This is a genomic window from Rhizobium freirei PRF 81 (assembly GCF_000359745.1).
Classification (GTDB): domain Bacteria; phylum Pseudomonadota; class Alphaproteobacteria; order Rhizobiales; family Rhizobiaceae; genus Rhizobium; species Rhizobium freirei.
The window spans coordinates 26289-47344 of record NZ_AQHN01000083.1 but is presented as its reverse complement, the minus strand read 5'-3'; the positions used below and the strand labels follow the sequence as shown (position 1 = coordinate 47344).

17 protein-coding genes are annotated in these 21056 nt (G+C 58.9%); 5 read left to right on the top strand and 12 right to left on the bottom strand.

Annotated features, from left to right (window positions below):
• Positions 1 to 4: 4 nt before the first annotated feature.
• The 3 genes from RHSP_RS22435 (at position 5) to RHSP_RS22425 (ending at position 4564) form a co-directional block, all read left to right on the top strand.
• Positions 5 to 811, top strand: coding sequence for an IclR family transcriptional regulator (locus RHSP_RS22435; protein WP_037153854.1), 807 nt, complete (start codon positions 5 to 7; stop codon positions 809 to 811).
• A gap of 535 nt (positions 812 to 1346) precedes the next feature.
• Positions 1347 to 2579, top strand: coding sequence for an HlyD family secretion protein (locus RHSP_RS22430; RefSeq protein ID WP_037153851.1), 1233 nt, complete (start codon positions 1347 to 1349; stop codon positions 2577 to 2579).
• A complete protein-coding gene (locus tag RHSP_RS22425; protein ID WP_004123584.1) occupies positions 2561 to 4564 on the top strand; it encodes a glycosyltransferase in 2004 nt (667 codons plus the stop codon). The genes RHSP_RS22430 and RHSP_RS22425 overlap by 19 nt, the downstream gene beginning before the upstream one ends.
• Positions 4565 to 4667: 103 nt before the next feature.
• Here RHSP_RS22425 and chrA read toward each other — a convergent pair whose 3' ends face one another.
• The 3 genes from chrA to RHSP_RS22410 all read right to left on the bottom strand — a co-directional run bounded on the left by chrA (position 4668) and on the right by RHSP_RS22410 (position 7359).
• On the bottom strand, positions 4668 to 6119 hold the full coding sequence (gene chrA / locus RHSP_RS22420; protein WP_157385413.1) for a chromate efflux transporter: 1452 nt from the start codon (positions 6117 to 6119) through the stop codon (positions 4668 to 4670).
• Positions 6070 to 6885, bottom strand: a complete 816-nt coding sequence (locus RHSP_RS34820; protein WP_037153845.1) for a chromate resistance protein ChrB domain-containing protein — start codon at positions 6883 to 6885, stop codon at positions 6070 to 6072. The genes chrA and RHSP_RS34820 overlap by 50 nt, the downstream gene beginning before the upstream one ends.
• A gap of 198 nt (positions 6886 to 7083) precedes the next feature.
• The gene (locus RHSP_RS22410) at positions 7084 to 7359 is read right to left on the bottom strand and encodes a metal/formaldehyde-sensitive transcriptional repressor (protein ID WP_004123580.1); all 276 of its coding nucleotides are present in this window, start codon (positions 7357 to 7359) and stop codon (positions 7084 to 7086) included.
• Between the two features lie 137 nt (positions 7360 to 7496).
• On the opposite strand from RHSP_RS22410, the gene RHSP_RS22405 reads away from it, so the two are divergent.
• Complete coding sequence (locus RHSP_RS22405) at positions 7497 to 8693, top strand: nickel/cobalt efflux transporter (RefSeq protein ID WP_004123576.1); 1197 nt, start codon at positions 7497 to 7499, stop codon at positions 8691 to 8693.
• 530 nt (positions 8694 to 9223) lie between these two features.
• Here RHSP_RS22405 and RHSP_RS22400 read toward each other — a convergent pair.
• From RHSP_RS22400 to RHSP_RS22360, 9 genes are all read right to left on the bottom strand, one after another.
• Positions 9224 to 12394 (bottom strand): efflux RND transporter permease subunit, encoded by a 3171-nt coding sequence (locus tag RHSP_RS22400; RefSeq protein WP_004123573.1) that lies wholly within the window; start codon positions 12392 to 12394, stop codon positions 9224 to 9226.
• Entirely contained in the window at positions 12391 to 13845 is a 1455-nt protein-coding gene (locus RHSP_RS22395) for an efflux RND transporter periplasmic adaptor subunit (protein WP_004123571.1), read from the bottom strand. The genes RHSP_RS22400 and RHSP_RS22395 overlap by 4 nt, the downstream gene beginning before the upstream one ends.
• Positions 13842 to 14246: a FixH family protein gene (locus tag RHSP_RS22390; RefSeq protein ID WP_420820103.1), complete on the bottom strand. Its 405-nt coding sequence runs from the start codon at positions 14244 to 14246 to the stop codon at positions 13842 to 13844. The genes RHSP_RS22395 and RHSP_RS22390 overlap by 4 nt, the downstream gene beginning before the upstream one ends.
• A 130-nt stretch (positions 14247 to 14376) precedes the next feature.
• Positions 14377 to 14763 carry a hypothetical protein gene (locus RHSP_RS22385; RefSeq protein WP_004123569.1) on the bottom strand — a complete coding sequence of 129 codons (387 nt, stop codon included), beginning with the start codon at positions 14761 to 14763 and terminating at the stop codon, positions 14377 to 14379.
• Between the two features lie 274 nt (positions 14764 to 15037).
• Positions 15038 to 15817, bottom strand: coding sequence for an aspartate/glutamate racemase family protein (locus RHSP_RS22380; protein WP_004123568.1), 780 nt, complete (start codon positions 15815 to 15817; stop codon positions 15038 to 15040).
• Between the two features lie 4 nt (positions 15818 to 15821).
• Complete coding sequence (locus RHSP_RS22375) at positions 15822 to 16643, bottom strand: ABC transporter permease (RefSeq protein ID WP_004123567.1); 822 nt, start codon at positions 16641 to 16643, stop codon at positions 15822 to 15824.
• A 1-nt stretch (position 16644) separates the two neighbouring features.
• The gene (locus RHSP_RS22370) at positions 16645 to 17556 is read right to left on the bottom strand and encodes an ABC transporter permease (RefSeq protein ID WP_004123566.1); all 912 of its coding nucleotides are present in this window, start codon (positions 17554 to 17556) and stop codon (positions 16645 to 16647) included.
• Positions 17557 to 17624: 68 nt separating this feature from the next.
• Complete coding sequence (locus RHSP_RS22365; RefSeq protein ID WP_004123565.1) at positions 17625 to 18923, bottom strand: ABC transporter substrate-binding protein; 1299 nt, start codon at positions 18921 to 18923, stop codon at positions 17625 to 17627.
• 31 nt (positions 18924 to 18954) lie between these two features.
• Positions 18955 to 20043, bottom strand: coding sequence for an ABC transporter ATP-binding protein (locus RHSP_RS22360; protein ID WP_004123564.1), 1089 nt, complete (start codon positions 20041 to 20043; stop codon positions 18955 to 18957).
• Between the two features lie 268 nt (positions 20044 to 20311).
• Between RHSP_RS22360 and RHSP_RS22355 the strand changes: the two genes are divergently transcribed.
• Complete coding sequence (locus RHSP_RS22355) at positions 20312 to 21025, top strand: GntR family transcriptional regulator (protein WP_004123562.1); 714 nt, start codon at positions 20312 to 20314, stop codon at positions 21023 to 21025.
• Positions 21026 to 21056: the final 31 nt, after the last annotated feature.

Below are 21056 nucleotides of genomic sequence, written 5' to 3'. Positions count from 1 at the left end.
GAGCATGGCTGAGGCTGGTGTCGACACGGTATCGCGGCGCACCCGAGGATTGGATCGTGCCTTTGAGATACTCGAATTTCTTCGGGTAAAGCGTCAGCCCATGCGGCCAAACGAGATCGCGGCGGAAATCGGTGCGCCGCGGTCTTCGGTCTATGAACTGGTCAACCTGCTCCTCAGCCACGGTATGCTCGACTATTACGGGGGCGACGGCCGGGTCTTTCTCGGCCGTCGGCTCTATTTCCTGGGAACGGCTTATGCCGAGCAGTTCGATTTGATGCGCGAATGCGAGCGCATGCTGGGCCACCTGGCCGAGGAAACCCGGGAAACGGCCCAGATGTGCCTTCTTGAAGGCAACAAGTATACGGTAGCGATGATGCGCGAAGGCGTCAGACCTTTTCGCATTTCCTCCAACGTCGGCGAGCTCGTATCCATTCCATGGACCGCTTCGGGACGGCTTCTCGTCTCACACCTTTCCGATCAGGAAATTCTCGATTTCATCCCGCCGGACGACTTCGTCCTTCCGGATGGCAGGCGTCTCGATCCGGCAAACTTCATCAGCCAGGTTCGTGGAGCAGCGCGCGACGGATATTTCACCTTCAACAGCGAGGTGGAAAACTTCACACATTGCTTCGCAGTGCCGATCTATCAAGCTGACGGCATATGCATCGCAACGCTCTGCCTCGTCGCACCGCGGGAGGATGGCCTTCGCAACCGCAAGGCATATCTCGACAGCCTTCTTTCCGCAGCAAACGAGGTGTCCGAGAAGCTTGGATACCATCCCCTCGACAGAAAAGTCACCTCGCACATCTAAGACTGATCACTGGTAATCCATTTGCATCCCTCGCAAGTCGCACCAGTCGCTCCTGAACCCGCGCCGGCTGTCAGTTGTTCCGTCGTAACGGAAACCTCCAAGCTGGCGCAAAGTTAAAATGTAAGCGTCTGCCGTCATGTCTTTAGCTCCCGCCGGAGTGACTGGGCAGAATCCGGCCCCTTCCATCGCAGTCCTGACGGGCTACCCGCCAAGCTGCGCCGAGCCGTAACGCGGAACTCCCGATAATCCCAGGCAGGCGAATCGACGAACTCGGAGAATCCCGAAGGCTGGCAGCGACGCTGCCAGGAAGGTTCAGAGGCAGGACTGATCTAGCCTTTGGCGATTTCGCTCGAAATCGCCAAAGGCGGAGCGACCGTTAATGGAGCACCACTGTCACTTTCATTAACGCAAGCTCGATGTCGCCTCTTGCCTGCTAAATTTCGCCGCGCTAAATTACGCAAGACCTGGTTGTATTTTCGCCGACATGAGGTCGGCAGCCCCGATCACCACCCACACGATATTCCCGTATGCTGACATGATTTGGAACCATCGCATTACGCGTGTCACCGTCGGTCTGCTGCTCCTGGCGGTCGCGATTGTCGTCTCCTTGCCAGCAATCACCGGCTATACAAGCCGCGACGGCACCGTCAACGCGCGCCTTGCTCTCGTCAATGCGCCGATCGATGGTGTGATTTCAGGCGAACCGGTCAAGGTTGGCGTTTCCGTCAAGGCCGGCCAGGATCTCGTGGAAATCAGCAATCCGCGCGTGAACCGCGCGGTGCTGGCCTCACTCGAAGCAGAGCGCAATACCGCACGCGACCGTGTCACGGCCCTGAAAAAGGAACGCGACGACCTCTCGCAGCTTCGCGAACAACTGGGCAATCGCCTGGAAATCTTCAAGCAGGCGACGATTTCGAACCTTGAGCGCGAAGTTGATATCCTGAGAAAGAAAGTAGAGGTTTCGCAGGCGCAGGACCTCGCCGCGCAGGTCGATCTCGACCGCCGGAAGGAGCTCGAATCCAAGGGTATTCTCACGCAAAGAATGGTCGATGCAGCACGCGCAGCGGGTGCTGCAACCGGCGGCGAAGTCGAAGTGAGCAATTTGACCGTCGATCAGTTGCAGCAGCGGCTGAACGCGGTTCGACAGGGTATCTTCGTTTTCGGAGACGGACAAAACGACGTCCCCTACTCCCGCCAGCGCCAGGACGAAGTCATCGTCCACATCAGCGATCTGAACTCACGCATTGCCGAGAATGAAACACGAGCGACTGAGGTCGAAAAGCAACTGACGGAAGAAGGCATCCGCGTTAGCAGCCTCGAATCCGCGACGGCGACGGCGCCATTCGACGGCGTTGTTTGGAGCAGAAATATCGTGAGCGGCTCCAATGTTGTGCTCAACAATGAGTTGATGCGAATTCTGGACTGCCGGGAACTGTTTGTCGACATCCTCGTCCCCGAAGTCGATTATGATGAAATCTATCCGGGGCTGACCGCGCAGGTTCGGCTGCTCGGACGCAGCGATGTCTTTGAGGGCACGGTCGTTTCCGTAAAAGGCAGTTCGGCCGCAACGGAAACTGATTCATTTGCGGCCAGCCTGCCGGTTTCATCCCAACGCAATGCCCACATCCGGGTTCATCTCGTGCCTTCTTTCATGAACGGCGATTTCAAAAACTTCTGCCAAGTCGGGCGAACGGTTCAAGTTCGATTTCCCAGACATGGAATTGGCTTTTCGAATTGGGTCAAGAACCTGTGGTTCAGTATCTTCTAGCCCTCGCTCCGACCTTTCTCGTGATGGCCTTTTTCCTCCTGGGGCCATTCAATTGGTCGCGCCATCATAGTTGGACCAGGACGATCACCTGCGGATTCGTCGCAGCAATTGCGTTGCGCTACCTGCTTTGGCGGCTGACGCAAACCGTTCTTCCCTATCCCTATGACGGAATTAACTTCTATTGGGTCTGGCTCGTCTTTATCGTCGAGATGTTGGCCTTCACCGAGGTGGTGCTTTTCCTTGTGCTCATGAGCCGCTACGTCAACCGGAGCTCCGAGGCGGACGAGCTTGGAACCATCTTTTTTTCGCGCGACGAACGCGAGCTACCGACGGTTGACGTCTTCATTCCCACCTACAATGAGCCGCTCGACGTTCTTGAAAGAACAATCGTTGGCGCTCTGTCGCTCGACTACCCTGCAGACAAACTCAAAGTCTATGTTCTTGATGACCAGCGCCGAGATTGGCTCAAAGCTTTTTGCGAACAGAAAAACGTTATTCATGTTACGCGCGGCAACAACGCGCACGCTAAAGCTGGCAACATGAACAATGGCCTGCAAGTGAGTTCGGGCGAATTCGTTGCCGTCTTCGATGCCGACTTCGTGCCCTACAGGCACTTTCTTCGTCGGACATTGCCCTTCTTTTCCGATGAAAACATCGGCATCGTCCAGACACCTCAGCATTTCTTCAATGCCGACCCTGTGCAAACGAATCTCGGGCTTGAAAACATCTGGCCGGACGAACAGCGTCTGTTCTTCGATGAGATCGCGCCCAGCCGCGACGGATGGGATGTCAGTTTCTGCTGTGGCTCATGTTCGATCGCCCGGCGCAAGGCAATAGACGTGATCGGCGGCTTTCCGACGGAGTCCATCACAGAGGACCTGCTGACCACCCTCTCCATGCTTAACAGAGGCTACAAGACGCGCTATTTGAACGAACGCCTGTCGATGGGGCTCGCGGCGGAAAATCTGACCGGCTATTTCGTGCAGCGCGAGCGCTGGTGCCAGGGGGGCATTCAAACGCTTTACCTGCACAACGGCCCGCTGCGCGGCCCAGGGCTTTCCCTTTTTCAGCGCATCATGTTCCTGCCGGCGTCATGGTTGGTGCAATATCTCGTCCGCTTGATGATCCTGGTGATACCGATCGTTTATCTCTGGTTCGGACTGCTGCCGCTCTATTTCACGGATGTTGCCGACTACGTCTCCTATCAAGTCCCGCTGCTGACGGCCTATTTCCTTCTCATGCTGTGGATAACGCCAACGCGATATTTGCCGATAATCTCAAGTGCCGTCGGAACATTCGCGACCTTCCGAATGCTGCCGACCGTCGTGTCGAGCCTGATAAGGCCGTTCGGCAAGCCCTTCAGGGTGACGCCAAAGGGCAGCGGCAACGAAGCAAATCAATTTGACAGGTATACGCTTGGCTGGATCGCAAGCTTGATCGCGATCACCGCGCTTGGGCTGCTGATCGATATTGTCCCCGAGACCACGCAGATTCAGGCCCAATTTTCGTCGATCGCCGTTTTTTGGGCTGGTATCAATATCATCGTTCTGGTCATCGCGTCTCTGATTTGCTTTGAGAAACCCCAGCGATTGTTTCATGCGTTCAAATTGGACGAGCCAGCCATAGTGGACGACGTTCCCGGCCAGCTGGTCAGCCTGGCACTTGATAAGGCGGTTGTCGCGGTCCCGTTCGACGCACGTTTCGAGTCGAAATTGGTCTCGCTGCATCTTGAGGGCTTTGCACCTCTCAAAACCGAACTGAAGCAAGTCACACAGCGGCGCAGAAGCATGAGCCGGAGCGGAGACAGGCAAGCCTACTATCTCCACCTGCACTTTGATCTCGACGGCGCCATTCGCGACAAGATGATCGTGAAGCTCTACACCGGAGAATATTCGCAGGACATTATCGACATCGACAAGGTCGCCGTATCGGTCAATCTTCTACTACGCTCTTTCGGCCGAACGCGTGGGTTTAGCAAAACCTAGTTCCGACACGGAGATTCGATTATACCCATGAAAAATGTTCGAGCCGGAAATTGTGGACGATTTGAACGGCGCATCGCATGCGACAATACCGCCGGCGCTCCTGCTACGAAGCCAACAATATCCAGCAGAGACCGCCGAGCGAACAGATCGCCAGCGTTAACAGCACAGATAATTTCATTCGAAAAAGAGCAATGATCGCGACTGCCGTCAGGAAGAGTGCGGCAAAGTCGACGGACAAAAGTCTCGGTACTTCTATCACAAGTTGGCCGAATTGATACTCGGAGACATCTCGGAACAGCACATGTAACGCGAACCAGATTGCGAGATTGAGGATGACCCCAACGACCGCTGCCGTTATTGCCGACATAGCCCCCGTCAATTCCTGATTGCCCCGCATCTTTTCAATGAAGGGAGCGCCGAGGAATATCCATAGGAAGCTCGGAAGGAAGGTCACCCAAGACGTCAGGATAGCTGCGAGCGTCGCTGCGACTATCGGATCCAGAGTTCCGTGGCCACGGTAGGCCCCCATGAAACCGACGAACTGCACAACAATAATGAGTGGCCCAGGCGTCGTTTCTGCCATGCCAAGACCATCCAGCATCTCACCAGGTTTCAGCCAGCCGAAATTCTGCACCGCCTCCTGCGCCACGTAGGCAAGAACAGCATAAGCTCCACCAAAGGTAACCACCGCCATCTGGCTGAAAAAGACGGCGATCTTTGAAAATACGTTTTCCGGTCCGAGGACGACCAGCAGCGATACCACCGGAAGGAGCCAGAGAACCGTCAGTATGCCGGAAGTCTTCATAGACCAGGCCAGGTTCGGGCGTGCATGAGGCGGCGTCTCCTCACCCAGCAATGAATCCCTGTCCTCAAGGATTGCACCCAATCCAGCCTTATGTCCTCCGCCAAGCATGAAAAGCGGCGACCCTGCACGACCGGCAAAGAAGCCTGTCAGAGCGGCACCCGCGACAATCATCGGAAACGGCACGCGAAAAAAGAAAATCGCGACGAACGCAACCCCGGCAATCGCGCGCATGACCCAATTCTTCAATGCTCGGCTGCCAATTCGGAACACGGCCTGCAGGACAATGGCGAGGACTGCAGCCTTCAGACCGAAGAACAACCCCTCGATGAAGGTCACATTGCCGAAGATGGCATAGACGTAGCTCAAGCCCAGGATCGAAAGGAAGCCGGGCAGGACGAACAACGCCCCGGCGATAAGCCCTCCGACCGTTCGGTTCATCAGCCAGCCAATATAGATTGCAAGCTGATGAGCTTCAGGACCTGGCAGTAGCATGCAGTAGTTCAGGGCATGCAGGAATCGATGTTCGCCGATCCAGCGTTTTTCATCGACGACGATACGATGCATGACCGCAATCTGCCCGGCAGGGCCACCGAAACTCAACGCTGCGATCCGGGCCCAGACCTTGGTCGCTTCCCAAAGGGGGACCGCGCTCTCGTTTGCCTCCGTCGCGGTGGCGTCTGCCTTGACGATTTCGGCCACCTTACTGTCCCCGCTTCTGGTTCGGCCAGTTATGGGTCTCGTCGGTCGCATCGCGACACCAGCGGTAGAAGGCATCATATAGCAGCATCCCAGCCTCCAGTTGCTCGAGATCGTCGTTATACATACGAGAGAGACCGAGGGAGGCGGCAAGCAGGCCCGCCACTTCCGGTGCAAGATCCGGTCTGGCGGTATCGGCACCCCGCACGATCGTTGCCAGTCGCAGCATCGGATCGGAAGCGAGATGAAACTCCTCGACCATCACGTCGAAGGTGCAGAGCTCGCCGCGATGGCTCCAGAAGACGTCCTCTATGTCGAAAGGCACCGCACTGAAGCGGTCGCCAACCGCCAGGACCTCGGTGGCAGGTACAAATAAGAACACTGCCGAACGATCGACAAAGCGTCGGATCAGCCATGGACACGCAATGCGATCAATCTTGGGGCGGGAACGGGTCACCCAGACGGTACGCCCCTTAAGATCGCGCGGCGGCAACTTCTCGCTCGGCACAGACGGCCCACCGGAATTCGTCCAGGCTTCAAAGCCGCCTTCGAGAACTTCCGCCGTTATGTTCGCCTGCCGAAGATAGGCAGCGACGCCGTGGGCGAGTTTTCCGCCCGACTGGCAGACTATAATCGCCGGCCCTGCGGTTTCTTCGGCCCAGGCCGCAACATCCGCATGGTTCCGGCGGATAGAGCCGGGAACAAGCCGCGAATCGCGTGCGAAGTCTTCGTCGGTTCGCACGTCGATCACCACAGGCGCGTTCGCAGTGCCAATGATGCGGTTTAATTTATCTGTTGAGATTTCGAGAAATGCTGGCATGACGCGTCCCTCCGTTGCTCGGGTTCGATGGACGCGATTCTTCGGCATGTCGCCTCGTGGGGTGATCGCAGCCCCATGCAGGAAGGATGCTCGGGCAGCGCCGGTAAGTCAAGCGTTTTGAAAAGCAGGTTTCCTGCCATGTTCGGTCGCAAGGAAACTGCACGACGGTTGTCGTTCCGGAGCATCTCGCCGTTTTTCCTATTTTAGGTAGGATCGCAACACGTCGATCAGCTCCTCCGCACCTTCGTCACGCTCGCTCTGCGGAAGAGCCGCATCCGCAACGTGCATGCGTATGTGGTCCTCGATAACCTCGCCCATCAGGCCGTTGATCGCCCCACGAACGGCTGCAATTGCATGCATGACCTCAGCGCAGCCTTTTTCCTCGTCCAGCATCCGCTCAATGCCGTCCATCTGCCCGCGCAGCCGGCGCACGCGGTTGATGAGTTTCTGCTTCTCGTGGATCGTATGGGTCATGTCTTGCTCCTGTTAGGTCTGCCCGCGGACATCCCTTTTTTCGGCCTATCATGAAAATCACAAAATTCCAAAGTTGACAAGAAATACCCTACCCCCCTATACCATCGCCATTCTCGTTTCTTAAAAGACGGCCCCCTATGACCTCCTTCACAGACCTCATTCAGCAAAGCGCGACCCATGCCTGGCTGTTCATTCCGACGGCCATCCTTTTGGGAGCGCTCCACGGCTTGGAGCCGGGACATTCCAAGACGATGATGGCGGCCTTCATCATCGCCATCCGCGGCACGATCTCGCAAGCTGTCATGCTGGGTGTCGCAGCGGCCATCTCCCACACGGCGGTGGTTTGGCTTGTCGCGCTGGGAGGACAGTATCTTGGCCGCGGCATGAACGCAGAGACCACCGAACCCTATTTCCAGCTCGCATCAGCCGTCATCATCGTCGGGATCGCGGCCTGGATGCTATGGCGCACCTGGCGCGAGCAACAGCTCGAGACGGCGCATCATCACGACCATCATCACCATGATCACGGCCACCACCACGATCATGATCATGATCACCATCATGACGATGCGCGCCGGATCGATACCGGTCATGGCATGATGGACCTGGAGGTGTTCGAGAACGGAGTTCCGCCTCGTTTCCGCGTCCGCTTCGAAAGTGGCCACGGTTGGGCAGCAAAGGATGTGACGATCGTAACCGAGCGTGAGGAAGGGGCAAGACAAGGCTTTACCTTCGTCGACAGAGGTGGATATCTGGAGAGCGTGGAGGAAATTCCCGAGCCTCACGAGTTCAAGGCTCGAATCAGCCTTGGCCACGGCAACCACACGCATGATTACGACGTGACCTATAGCGAGGGTGCGCATAATCACCATGGTCTTGCCGTCGGTGACGGAGAGTACATGGACGCTCACGAACGTGCCCATGCTCAGGATATCGCCCGCCGATTCAAAAATCAGACAGTCACCAACTGGCAGATCGTCATGTTCGGTCTGACCGGAGGGCTCATTCCGTGCCCGGCTGCGATTACGGTGTTGCTCCTCTGCCTACAGCTCAAGCAGCTCTCGCTGGGCGCGGTACTTGTAGTATGCTTCAGCATCGGTCTGGCCGTAACGATGGTGTCGGCCGGGGTCCTCGCCTCTTTGAGCGTTCGCCATGTCCAGAAGCGCTGGTCCGGCTTCAGCTCCTTCGCCCGCCGTGCCCCCTATGCTTCCGGCATGCTTATGCTTCTGATCGCGCTTTATATGGGGTATTCGGGGCTGGAAGGGCTTCGCAGCGGCCCGCGGCCGGCCGAAGCGGCAACAGCGGCATCGGGCGTTAAATCGTTCAGCCAATGAGCATCGGGACATATTGCGGGGGCTACGCGGAGTACCAGCGTGCATTCTGTGGCGAGCTCCCGTTCTTTGACGAGTACCCAAGAACAATCGTCACCGACCTGTCTCATGGGTGGCGACAGCCAAGAGTTAGCAGGCGCCCCGCCTGCATGGAATAGTAGAGCCATTTCAGGGCGCCATGCGTCGGAAGATACCCCTTCGACCGCCCCGCATTATCGCCAGAAAGCAATAGCGCTTGCCACTTAAGACGGCCGATATCGCGCGGCATCATTATTCACCTCGAGCAAGTAAGCGCGAGCCCGCCACCTCAAGGTCCTAATCCTGGTGAACTCCGTGAGAGACTGAGGCGCTCCTGCGTCCAATCCGCGCCGTGAACCACCAGTCCACGGCGCGCCAGGACTTCAGCGGGAGAACAGATATTTGATCAGCGCCGCGATTGCGAGAACGGCGAGGATCACTGCAAAGAGACCCACAAGGATCATGCCCCAGAACATGCCCATGCCCATCATATCACTCATTGTCGACTCCTCGTTTCATTCAGCCGCGTCAAGCATGTCTTTGCTCTCGTCAGCGAACGGACGGGAGAGGGATGCAGATGGCAGCCGCCACCCCTTGACCAGACCGTAGACCGCGGGGATCACAATCAATGTCAGCAGCGTCGAGGAAACCATGCCGCCGATCATCGGCACGGCGATGCGCTGCATGATCTCCGAGCCCGTGCCCGTCCGCCAAAGGATCGGCACAAGCCCCGCCATGATGGCGACGACCGTCATCATCTTCGGCCGGACGCGCTCGACCGCGCCGACCATGATCGCCTTGTTGAGATCCAGCCGGCTGAACGCACGCCCTTCCCTTTCGCAGGCTTCGCGCTGCTCCTTAAGTGCGTGATCGAGGTAGATCAGCATGATGACGCCGGTCTCAGCCGCGACGCCCGCCAGCGCAATGAAGCCTACGGCCACCGCCACCGAGGCATTGAAGCCCATCCACCACATCAGCCAGATGCCGCCGACAAGTGCGAACGGCAAGGACAGCATGACGATCATCGTCTCGGTCAGTGCCTTGAAGTTGAGGTAGAGCAGCAGGAAGATCAGCGCCAGCGTCAGCGGCACGACGATGGCAAGCCTTGCCTCGGCGCGTTCGAGGTATTCGAACTGACCGCTCCAGGCGACCGAATAGCCAGGCGGCAGCCGCACGGATTTCGCAACCGCCTGCTGCGCCTCGGCGACATAGCCGCCAAGATCACGGCCCGCGATGTCGACATAGACATAGACTGCGAGCTGGCCGTTCTCGGTACGGATCGTCGTCGCCCCGCGGGTCAGCTTGACATCAGCGACCTCCCCGAGCGGCACCGTGCCACCTCCCGGGAGCGATATCAGCACATCTTTGGCGATGGATTGCGGATCGCTTCGGGACGCGCGTGGATATCGTATAGCCACACCATAACGCTCACGACCTTCCACCGTCTGGGTGACAACCTGCGAGCCGAGAGCCATCCCGACAACGTCCTGAATATCGTTGATGGTCAAACCATAGCGGCCGAGCGCCGTCCGATTGGGAACGATGTCGAGATAGTAGCCGCCAATCACCCGTTCGGCATAAGCGCTGGATGTGCCGGGGATGGTTTTCAGCACGGTCTCGATTTGACGGCCGATCTTTTCCATCTCGCCGAGATCGGTGCCGTAGACCTTGACGCCGACAGGTGTTCTGATGCCCGTCGACAACATGTCAATGCGGGCACGGATCGGCATGGTCCAGGCATTGGAGACGCCTGGAAACTGCAACGCAGCGTCCATCTCCTGCTTCAGACTGTCGGTGGTCACGCCCGGCCGCCAATCGGATTTCGGCTTCAGGGTGATGATCGTCTCGAACATCTCCGTCGGTGCAGGATCGGTGGCCGTCAGGGCGCGACCGGCTTTGCCGAAGACGCTCTGAACTTCCGGGAACGATTTGATGATGCGATCTTGCATCTGCATCAGTTCGGCTGCCTTGGTGACCGAAATGCCGGGCAAGGTGGTGGGCATATACATCAACGTGCCCTCGTCAAGATTGGGCATGAACTCGCTGCCGATGTGCTGGGCTGGCCAGACGGTTGCCACTAGGATCGCCAGCGCCACCACTATGGTCAGCGTCTTCACTCGGAGAACACCGGAAATGATCGGGCGGTAGACCCAGATCAGGAAGCGGTTCACCGGGTTCTTCTGCTCGGGAACGATATGTCCGCGGACGAAGAGCACCATCAGCGCCGGCACCAGCGTTACCGACAGCAGCGCCGCGGCCGCCATCGAGAAGGTCTTGGTGAAGGCGAGCGGCCCGAACAGCCGGCCCTCCTGCGATTCCAGCGTGAAGATCGGCAGGAACGACACCGTGATGATCAGAAGGCTGAAGAACAGCGCCGGGCCGACTTCGCTCGCTGCCTCGACGAGGATGGCGATGCGAGGCTTATCCGGCGGCGCCCGTTCGAGATGCTTGTGGGCGTTTTCGATCATGACGATGGCGGCGTCGATCATCGCGCCGATGGCGATGGCTATGCCGCCGAGGCTCATAATATTAGCGCCGATGCCGAGCAGCCGCATGGCGATGAAGGCGATCAGGATGCCGACGGGCAGCATGATGATGGCGACCAGAGCACTGCGAACATGCAGAAGGAAGGCGATCGTCACCAATGCGACAACGATCGATTCTTCGACCAAGGTGCCCTTGAGCGTCTCGATCGCTGCTTCTATGAGCGTGGATCGGTCATAGACGGGCACGATATCCGTGCCTGGCGGGAGACTGCCCTTGATCTCATCCATACTTTTCTTGGCATTGTCGATGACGGTCAGTGCATTTGCGCCGAAACGCTGCAGGACGATGCCGCCGGCCACTTCGCCCTCGCCGTTCAGCTCGGTGATGCCGCGCCGTTCGTCCGGCACCAGCTCTACCCTGGCGACATCACCAAGACGAAGCGGCACGCCATTCCGGCTCTTCAGGACAATGCTCTCGATGTCCGGAATTCCTTTGAGGTAGCCGCGGCCGCGGACCATGAACTCGAATTCCGATAGCTCGATCGTCCGTCCGCCGACGTCGGTGTTGCTGGCGCGAACAGCGTTGGCGACATCGTTCAGCGACACGCCCTGCGCCTTGAGGCGGGCAGGATCGACCACGATCGAATACTGCCTGACGAAACCTCCGACGCTCGCGACTTCGGCCACGCCCTCCGACTTGGAGACGCCAAACCGCACGATCCAGTCCTGCAGCGAGCGCAGTTCGGCAAGCGACAGTTCCTTGGCAACGAGGGCGTATTCATAGGCCCAGCCAACGCCGGTCGCATCCGGCCCTAGCGTGGGGGTAACACCCTGCGGCAGACGGCTGGAGGCCGCGTTGAGATATTCGAGGACACGGCTGCGCGCCCAATACGGGTCGGTGCCGTCATCGAAGATCACGTAGACGAAGGAAACTCCGAAGAAGGAGAAGCCGCGAACGACCTTGGACTTCGGCACCGTCAGCATCGACGTCGTCAGCGGGTAGGTAACCTGGTCCTCGACCACCTGCGGAGCCTGTCCAGGATATTCGGTGTAGACGATCACCTGGACGTCGGAGAGATCGGGAATGGCGTCGAGCGGCAGCGAGCGCAGCGCATAGATGCCGCCCGCCACCGCAAGCGCCGCTCCGACGAAGATCAGAACGAGATTGTGGGCCGACCACGAGATGACGCGTGAGATCATGGCTTGCTCCCCTCAGTCATTGAGCTCAGGGCCGAATTGAGATTGCTCTCGGCATCGAGCAGGAAATTCGCCGAGACGACGACTTTGTCGCCGGCGGCGACACCGCGGCGAATTTCGGTATTCTCATCGCCGCGCACGCCAAGCTTGACGTCCCTCGGCTCGAACCGGCCATCACCCTTGTCGACAAAGACGACCTGGCGGTCGCCCGTGTCGACAATTGCGCTGTTGGGCACGGCGACCACTGGCGTTTGGGCTCCGGCCTCGATCTCGACATCGGCATACATGTTGGCAAGCAGCGCGCCATCCGGATTGGGAAGTTCGATGCGGACCTTGGTCGTGCGCGTCTGCATGTCGACTTCAGGATAAACAAGCTCGACCGTGCCTTTGAACGCCCTGCCGGGAAGACTGCGGATCTTCACCTGCGCCCCGGCACCGACCTTAACGGCGGCAAGGTCGTATTCAGGAACATCGGCAGTCACCCAGACGTTGGAAATGTCGGCAATGCGAAACAGAGCATCGCCGGGTTTTGCCATCATGCCGGCCGTCGCAGCACGCTCGAGGACAATGCCTTCGCGCGGCGACGTATAGGTCATGCTGGCTGGCACCTGGCGGGTTTTTGCAATGCCGTCGATGACCTCCTGCGGGACGCCAAGGTTCTTCAGACGCAGCACCGGCCCTGCATCGTCACTGCTGCGCGATCCGTCCTGGCTGGCGGCGTATTCGGAAGCCGCGGCAGCGATTTCCTTCGAATAGAAGCGGAAGAGCTTCTCTCCCTTGGCGATGCGATCGCCCGTCGTGACGTCGGCGACGTTGTCGATGAAGGAATCCGTACGCATGGAGATGATGCTCACGAGGCGCTCGTCGAGTGTTACGGTGCCGGGCACAAGAATCTTGCGGCTGACGCTGGTCATCGCCGCCGTGGCAGTCTTAACCCCAGTGCGTTGCAGCTTGCCGAGCGAGACTTTGACGGTAGAACCATCGGACTGCTCGCCCTCGTAGACGGGGATGTAGTCCATGCCCATGGAATCCTTCTTCGGGGCCTTTGAGGTGTCGGGCAAGCCCATGGGGTTGCGGTAATACAGGATACGCCTCTTATCGGTCTGCGCGGCCGGCGCGGGTGTGGCGACCTCAGCGGATACGGGTGCTCTCGCCTTGTCTTCGAAACTCACATCCTCGCTGGCATGCACGGCAACGAAAGGACGGCCGTCGTCGGTGTCTTTCGGTGTCGCGGAGAACTGCGGCAGGTGATCGGGATGACGATAGTAAATCACCGGACCAGCCCCTTTCGAACCTATCGATACTTCCGTCGATACGGTCGGCGCAGCAAATGCAGCGCCGACCGTATCGAGGTTCGCCATGGCGACTATGTTGTTCGTGCCAGCCCGATAGCCTCCCCCGCCGAGCAATACGGCGAGGGAGAGCGTGGCTGCCACACGCGATGGCGTGTTCAAGGAGCCGCCTTCAGGGCGATCTCGCCCTGCACGGTGTCCGGCTCACCCTGCACTTTGGCTGCAAGCTTGAAGCGCCACCCACCGGCCATGGTGAAGTCCGTCTTGAACGCGTACACGCCCGGTTCGGCTGAGGTTGCCACCTCGACCGGGGTCGTCATCATCTCCATGCCCTCGGGTGCCATGTCCATGCGAGTGGTGAAGATGACGGCGTCGGGAACGGGTTTGCCCGTCCGCTTGTCGATCAGACGCACGGATACCAGCGATCTCTGCCCCTGTTTGACATCGGTCGAAACCGGCTGGAACTCGTAGTCCTGCGAAGCTGCAAGAGTAACGGTGGCGGAGCCGACAATTAGCACGCCGGCGAGGAGCATCGCTCCTCCGGAAAGAGAGGTCTTGTTCATGATTCAGATCTCATTCGGACGGATCTTCCGGATCGCGCCCCTGGGTCAAATTTGATTGGCCCTTGGTTTCGCCGGGACGCACCTCAGCGTCCGGCGAAAACCGCAGGCATGTTTCAAGAGTGCCGTGAGATCAGACTTTGGGAGGACGGGCCGGAGGCTCGAGAAGAGCCGGTGTCAGTTGCGCCGCGGGCAAGAGATCGTAGCGATGCGATTGCCAGATTACCGACAGTGGCAACGAGCAGCCGTTGGCATTGTCCGCGGAGAAGGATGTCGTGCAGAGCAGGGCCAGCAGGCAGCCTTTGAAGCAATCATGCTTGTCGGGTTGCTTCTCCGGGCAACATGGCATGTTGTCTGCCATGTTCATGCCGCTCATGATGGCGCTGCCTGCCGTGGCCATCGTGTTTGGAGCAGACAGAGCCATTGCGCTGCCTGCAGGCCCGATGCTCATCGGCCCGATCAGGGCCGCGAGCATGGCAACGTAAAGGAACAGACGGCGGATGGTCCACGCGAACTTCATGATCGAAGAAGTGCCACGCCGGATCGAGAATTGGAAGTGCTTCACGGAGATGTGTTGAGGCCGCACCAGCGCGAGCGACGTCGGCACAACAAGCCGCTACCAGCGAAGCCAATCCCCGGCGTTTGGCCTGTGGAACCGTCATTCAACTGAATCGAGCGGGCTTTCCAACCAAAGCGATAATTGCCGCTTCTCGACAAGAACCGAACGATGGCCCCTGCGATCACCTCGCCGGTGATCCTAATGCCTTGTTACATGGCGTTTGAAGACAGCGGATCTAAGCTGGATTTTCATTCCAGGCTCCCATACTGACGGATGCGCGTGCCGGCGTGGGTGCGAGATCCGCCAGTGCACCAGCAAAAGGTTTGGGCAATGGCGAGGCATAGGAACTGCGCTTGCTGGTGGACAGGCCCAAGGATACCAAAGCTTCGGCCTGCTTGACCGCTGCGGCGACACCGTCCACGACCGGGACGCCGTAGATGGATTGCAGTTCCCTTGCGAGATCCGTCATGCCGGCACAGCCAAGTACGATTGCCTCTGCTCCATCGTCCGCAAGCGCGCGTTCGATTTCGGCCCGCAGCTTTCCGATCGCACCCGACGACGGATCCTCGAGCGCGAGAACGGGAATATCCGACGCGCGAACCTTAGCGCGACCACCCATGCCATAGCGCTGGACGAGATTGTCGATGAGAATGCGCGATCGCTCGAGCGTCGTCACCACGCTGAAGCGCTGCGCCAGGAACCCGGCCGTCACGACAGCGGATTCACAGAGACCGACGACTGGAACGTCGCAATACATGCGTGCCGCTTCCAGGCCGGTATCGTCGAAGCAGCAGATGATTGCCGCATCGTAGCCCGCTGCCTGCCTTTGCTTCAGTTCGCGCAGCATGCCGGGCACGGCGATGGCGCCGTCGTAATAACCCTCGATCGAAGCCGGCCCCGTTTGCGAGGTGGCGGCGATGATCTCGGTGCCGGGGCTTGCCACGGCACGAGCGGCAATTGCGGCCTTCTCTGTCATGGAAACGGTCGTATTGGGATTGATGAGCAGCAGGCGCATGATCTCAACTTTTCTTCGCGTGGCGGCGGCCGAGCATGGTCATGACGCCAAGCGCCACGAGAATGATCGTGAAGGAAAAAAGCGTCGTCACCGTTCCGAGCGCGTAGAGCACAGGCGTCGTGACATTCGTCGTCATCCCGTAGATTTCAAGCGGCAGGGTATTGTAGGTGCCAGACGTCATCAGGGTGCGGGCGAACTCGTCATAGGACAGCGTGAAACCGAACAGGCCGACGCCGATCAGGCTTGGCGCAATCATCGGCAACACGACATGACGGAAGGTTTGCCAGGAGGTCGCCCCAAGATCGCGCGCCGCTTCCTCATAGGCCGGCGAGAACCGGTTGAAGACGGCGAACATGATCAGCACGCCGAAGGGCAAGGTCCAGGTCAGGTGCGCCCCGAAAGCCGAGGAATACCAGGCAGGCGCAAGACCGCCCTGTTGGAAGACCACGCCGATCCCAAGCGAGATGATGATCGACGGCACGACGAGGCTGGCAACCGTCGCATAGAACAGGAATGTCGAGCCGCGAAAGCGCCGGCGAAAGGCCAAGCCCGCCAGCAGCGAGACAGCGACGGTCACGATCATCACCATCACGCCGAGCATCAGTGAGCGCTGGAATGAGGCGCCGAAATCGCCGACCGCCTGCTTCTCGAAGAGGTTGGCGAACCAATGCAGCGATACCCCGTTCAGCGGGAATGTCAGGCCGCCGTCCGGCCCCTGGAAGGACAGGATGATAACAGCCGATAGCGGGCCGTAGAGAAATAGCACGAAGACGGTAAAGAAGATCGCCAGGACGTAGAATTCCAGGCTGCGCTTTTCGCGGTTCATCTCAAAGCTCCTTGCGGATGTCGACGATGCGCAGGATGGCGGCAACCATCAGCAGCACGACCACCAGCAGCACGACCGCGTTGGCGGCCGCCGCCGGATATTGCAGCAACGACATCTGGTTCTTCATCATCAGGGCGATGGAAGCACTCTGGCCGCCGGACATGATCTGCACGGTGGAAAAATCGGCCATGACGAGCGTGACGACGAAGATGCTGCCGATCGCCATACCGGGCTTGGCAAGCGGGATCACCACATTCCACAGCACCTGCCATCCGCTGGCGCCGGCGTCGCGCGCCGCTTCGAACAGCGAGCGGTCGATGCGCATCAGCGTGTTGAAGATCGGCGTCACCATGAAGAGCGTGTAAAGATGCACCATGGCGAGCACCACGGCGAAATCCGAGTAGAGAAGCCATTCGATCGGCTGCGGGATCAGGCCCATATCGATCAGGGCAGAGTTGACCAAACCGTTACGGCCGAGCACAGGGATCCACGAAATCATCCTGATGATGTTGGATGTCATGAACGGCACGGTGCAGACGAGGAAGAGGATCATCTGCGTCGATGTGCGGCGGATATGAAAGGCCAGGAAATAGGCAACCCAGAAGCCGATGAACAGCGTCAGCGTCCAGACAATGGCCGTGAACTTCAAGGTGTTGAGATAGGTTTTCCACGTTACCCAGGACCCGAGCGTATCGGTGTAGTTGGTGGCGAGGAAGGCCGGATAGAGGCCGGCGAAATCATAATCCCAGAAGCTGACGACGCCGATCATCGCGATCGGCAACAGGAAGAAGAAGCCGAGAATGAGAAATAGCGGCGTGGCCTGCAGATAGGCGACCGTCCAGGCGGGCACACTGAATCCGCGTCTGATTTTTCCTGTTTCCCGTTCCGTATCCGAGGAAGCGATTGACGCCATATTCCGGCCTCTCCATTAATTAGGCCCTCCCCCCGCCTGAACGGGGAGAGGGGATGATCGAAATCGGCTCAGGCGGCGATGAATTCGTTCCAGCGGCGAACCATGTAGCGGTCCTCGTCCATGACGGAATTCCAGCAGGCGACGGCACCCATGCGGGCTTCGAAGGAGCCGCCGTCGCGAACGGCGCCGGCCTTCTCCATGACCTTGCCTTCCGGAGAGAGGATGTCGCCCTGTGCCGGCTTGCCTTCGATCCAGTAGCCCCACTCGTCGGCCGACATGAACTGCTTGGCCGTATCCATGCAGGCGGAATAGTAGCCCTGACGATTGAGATAGCCGCCGACCCAGCCGGAGGTGTACCAGTTGATGTATTCGTAGGCGGCGTCGAGCTCGGCGCCCTTGAGATGCGAGGCAAGGCCGAGACCGCCGCCCCAGGCGCGATAACCTTCCTTGAGCGGCTGGAAGGTGCAGGCAATCCCCTTGGAACGAACGGCGGCAACCGCCGGCGACCACATGGACTGGATGACGACTTCGCCCGATGCCATCAGGTTGACGCTTTCGTCGAAGGATTTCCAGAAGGCGCGGAACTGGCCCTCGCCCTTGGTCTTGATCAGGAATTCGATCGTCTTGTCGATTTCCGCCTTCGTCATGTTGCCCTTGTCGGCATATTTGATCTTGCCGGCAGCTTCCATGATCATCGCGGCGTCCATGATGCCGATCGACGGGATGTTGAGGATCGCGGTCTTGCCCTTGAAGGCCGGATCGAGAATATCGGCCCAGCTGTTGATCGGGCGACCGGTAAGATCGGGGCGAATGCCGAGCGTATCGGCGTTGTAGATGGTCGGAACCATCGTCATCCACTGTGTCGGCTCCTTGGCGAACTTCTTCGAGTTCTGCGCCTCGACGAAGCCGACCGTGTGCGGCGCAGTGCCCTGCGCGATGACGCTGTCGGGCTTCAGCTTGCCATTGATGAAGAGCGGCACGATCTTGTCGTAATATTTCAGTTTCTTGACGTCCATCGGCTGCAGAACGCCGGCCGGAAACACCTTCTTCGCGATCCAGTACTCGATGTCGGCGATGTCGTAGCTGTTCGGCTGCGTGACGGCGCGTTGAGCGGCGGCGTCGGAATCGGTCGCAGTCATCTCGAGCGTGATGCCGAGGTCGGCCTTGCACTTCTCGGCGATCGCATTGATGTTCGAAACGCCGGTGCCGAACTGGCGAAGCGTGATGTTGGATTTCGCCCAGATGGTCGGAAAGCCGGTGATGACCCCGGAGCCGGCCACGGCGCCGAGAGCGGCGGCGCCGGTCTTCAGCAACGAGCGACGGGAAATGCCTTTGGTTGTCTTGGCAGTCTTGGTTTCAGTCGTCATGTCAGTTCCCCTTTTTTGATGGTTCGGATTTTCATGCGGACATACGGCCCAGAAGGATTGCGTCCTCGCGGGCCCAACTCAGTGAGACGGCGTCGCCGACCGCCATGGATTTGACGGCCTCATCGTCGTTGCTGGCGATCACGGTGAAATCGTCGCTTCCTGCGCCGACGACCGTGATCTTCAGCGTGGCGCCACGATATTCGATGTTGGAGACCACGCCGTTGAAACCGAATCCCTTGTCGTCGGACTGCGCCAGTCGCACGCGGTCGGTGCGGATGGCGATATCGACAGCCTCACCGGCTTGGCGTCCCGTCCCTCTGACGAAAAAAACTTGCCCTTCCGGCGCGGTCATGGTGATGACGCCATCACCGTTTGACGTCACGCGGCCGGACAAAACGTTATGGTCGCCCATGAAGCGCGCGACAAAGGCGGTTGCGGGCCGCTCGAAGACTTCCCGGGGCGAGGCGGCCTGCTCGATCCGCCCGTCATTCATGATGACCATGATGTCGGCGAGCGCCATCGCCTCTTCCTGACTGTGCGTGACATGGACGAAGGTGATGCCCAAGGTTTTCTGCAGCTTTTTCAGCTCTGCGCGCATGCGGATCTTCAAGAAGGGATCGAGCGCCGACAGCGGCTCATCCAGCAGCAGAGCTTCCGGATCGGTGATCAAGGCGCGCGCAAGCGCGACGCGCTGCTGCTGGCCACCAGAAAGCTGTGCCGGGCGCCGGGTCGCATAGGCCTCCATCTGCATGAGCTTGAGCATTTCGAGCGCCTTGGCGCGACGCTCTTCCCTGGCAATCCCTTTCATCTTCAGGCTGAAGGCAACATTGTCGACAAGGTCAAGGTGAGGAAACAGCGCATAGGACTGGAACATCATCGCCGTGCCGCGTCTGGCTGGCGGGAAGTCCGTCACGACGGTATTTCCAAGCCTGATGTCGCCTGACGAAATGCCCTCATGACCCGCGAGCATACGCAGCGTCGAGGTCTTGCCGCAGCCGGAAGGACCGAGGAAACAGCAATACGAGCCTGCCGGTATCTTCAGGCTGATCGCATGAACAGCCGTGGTCGTGCCGTAGACCTTCGAAACGGACACTATATCGATCTCTGCCGCTTTCGACATCATCTTCCCCTTTGGTTCGGGAAAGACGTTGCATCAATCATGCCAATTTTGCTGCAGCGCACTAACTATCTGCAATCTCTATGTTTTCTTCAGGCATGGGCCCTTTATGCCCACCAGGAGGCAATTGGATAGTTGCTTATAAAATAGGCTATTGTGCTCGATAAATGCATATTATTGTATGCAATATGGCGCAATCTTTGCCTCGAATTTCGTTTAACATCGGCGCAAAACCGGGCTATCATTTTCGCTACCCACCCGGATAAGAATCATGAATTCTTCAGCAGATATGTTTCTGACGCCCAGCGATCCCACAGATACCGGTACGCAACAGATCCGCGATGCCATACGCGACGCCATCGTCGAACGCAGGCTGGCACCGGGCACGAAGCTGTCCGAGAGCGATGTCGGCGGCCTGTTCAACGTCAGCCGAACTTTAGCGCGCGCCGCCCTGCAGGCTCTTGCCTATGAGGGTCTCGTGAACGTCGAGAGAAACAGAGGCGCTTTCGTCGCCTACCCATCGCCGGAAGAAGCACGGCAGATATTCGCCGCGCGTCGCCTGGTCGAGCCAGGCATACTGAAATCGGCAGCTGAGCGGATCACCGCGGTTCAGCTCAAGCAGCTCGGACAGCTTCTCGTGGAGGAAGGGCGATTGATGGGCGAGCGGGGGCAGTCGGCTCGCCGAGCCGAGATCAAGGCGTCGGGCGATTTCCATTTGATGCTGGCGTCGATCTCCGGCAATCTCATCATGCAGCGTTTCATGGAAGAGCTTGTCGCCCGCTCGTCGTTGGTGATCGCGCTCTATGGGCAGTCGAGCGCCTCTAGTTGCGGTCATTCGGAACACGCCGGCATCATCGCCGCCCTGGAACGCAAGGACGTCAATACTGCCTGCGACTTGATGCTTCATCATATCGAACATATCGAGGCTGATCTCGATTTGCGCGAGCGCAAGGGCTTCGACCTAAGACAAGCGTTCGAGCGATAGGACAATGGTCATACAGGCGGTTTGCGCCTCC

Coding starts and splice junctions, on each gene's coding strand:
- RHSP_RS22405 (WP_004123576.1), top strand. CDS start 7,497: ATGACCTCCTTCACAGACCTCATTCAGCAAAGCGCGACCCATGCCTGG.
- RHSP_RS22385 (WP_004123569.1), bottom strand. CDS start 14,763: ATGAAGTTCGCGTGGACCATCCGCCGTCTGTTCCTTTACGTTGCCATG.
- RHSP_RS22410 (WP_004123580.1), bottom strand. CDS start 7,359: ATGACCCATACGATCCACGAGAAGCAGAAACTCATCAACCGCGTGCGC.
- RHSP_RS22355 (WP_004123562.1), top strand. CDS start 20,312: ATGAATTCTTCAGCAGATATGTTTCTGACGCCCAGCGATCCCACAGAT.
- RHSP_RS22390 (WP_420820103.1), bottom strand. CDS start 14,246: ATGAACAAGACCTCTCTTTCCGGAGGAGCGATGCTCCTCGCCGGCGTG.
- RHSP_RS22435 (WP_037153854.1), top strand. CDS start 5: ATGGCTGAGGCTGGTGTCGACACGGTATCGCGGCGCACCCGAGGATTG.
- RHSP_RS22430 (WP_037153851.1), top strand. CDS start 1,347: ATGATTTGGAACCATCGCATTACGCGTGTCACCGTCGGTCTGCTGCTC.
- RHSP_RS22375 (WP_004123567.1), bottom strand. CDS start 16,643: ATGAACCGCGAAAAGCGCAGCCTGGAATTCTACGTCCTGGCGATCTTC.
- RHSP_RS22370 (WP_004123566.1), bottom strand. CDS start 17,556: ATGGCGTCAATCGCTTCCTCGGATACGGAACGGGAAACAGGAAAAATC.
- RHSP_RS22400 (WP_004123573.1), bottom strand. CDS start 12,394: ATGATCTCACGCGTCATCTCGTGGTCGGCCCACAATCTCGTTCTGATC.
- RHSP_RS22360 (WP_004123564.1), bottom strand. CDS start 20,043: ATGTCGAAAGCGGCAGAGATCGATATAGTGTCCGTTTCGAAGGTCTAC.
- RHSP_RS34820 (WP_037153845.1), bottom strand. CDS start 6,885: ATGCCAGCATTTCTCGAAATCTCAACAGATAAATTAAACCGCATCATT.
- chrA (WP_157385413.1), bottom strand. CDS start 6,119: ATGCGACCGACGAGACCCATAACTGGCCGAACCAGAAGCGGGGACAGT.
- RHSP_RS22380 (WP_004123568.1), bottom strand. CDS start 15,817: ATGCGCCTGCTGCTCATCAATCCCAATACGACCGTTTCCATGACAGAG.
- RHSP_RS22365 (WP_004123565.1), bottom strand. CDS start 18,923: ATGACGACTGAAACCAAGACTGCCAAGACAACCAAAGGCATTTCCCGT.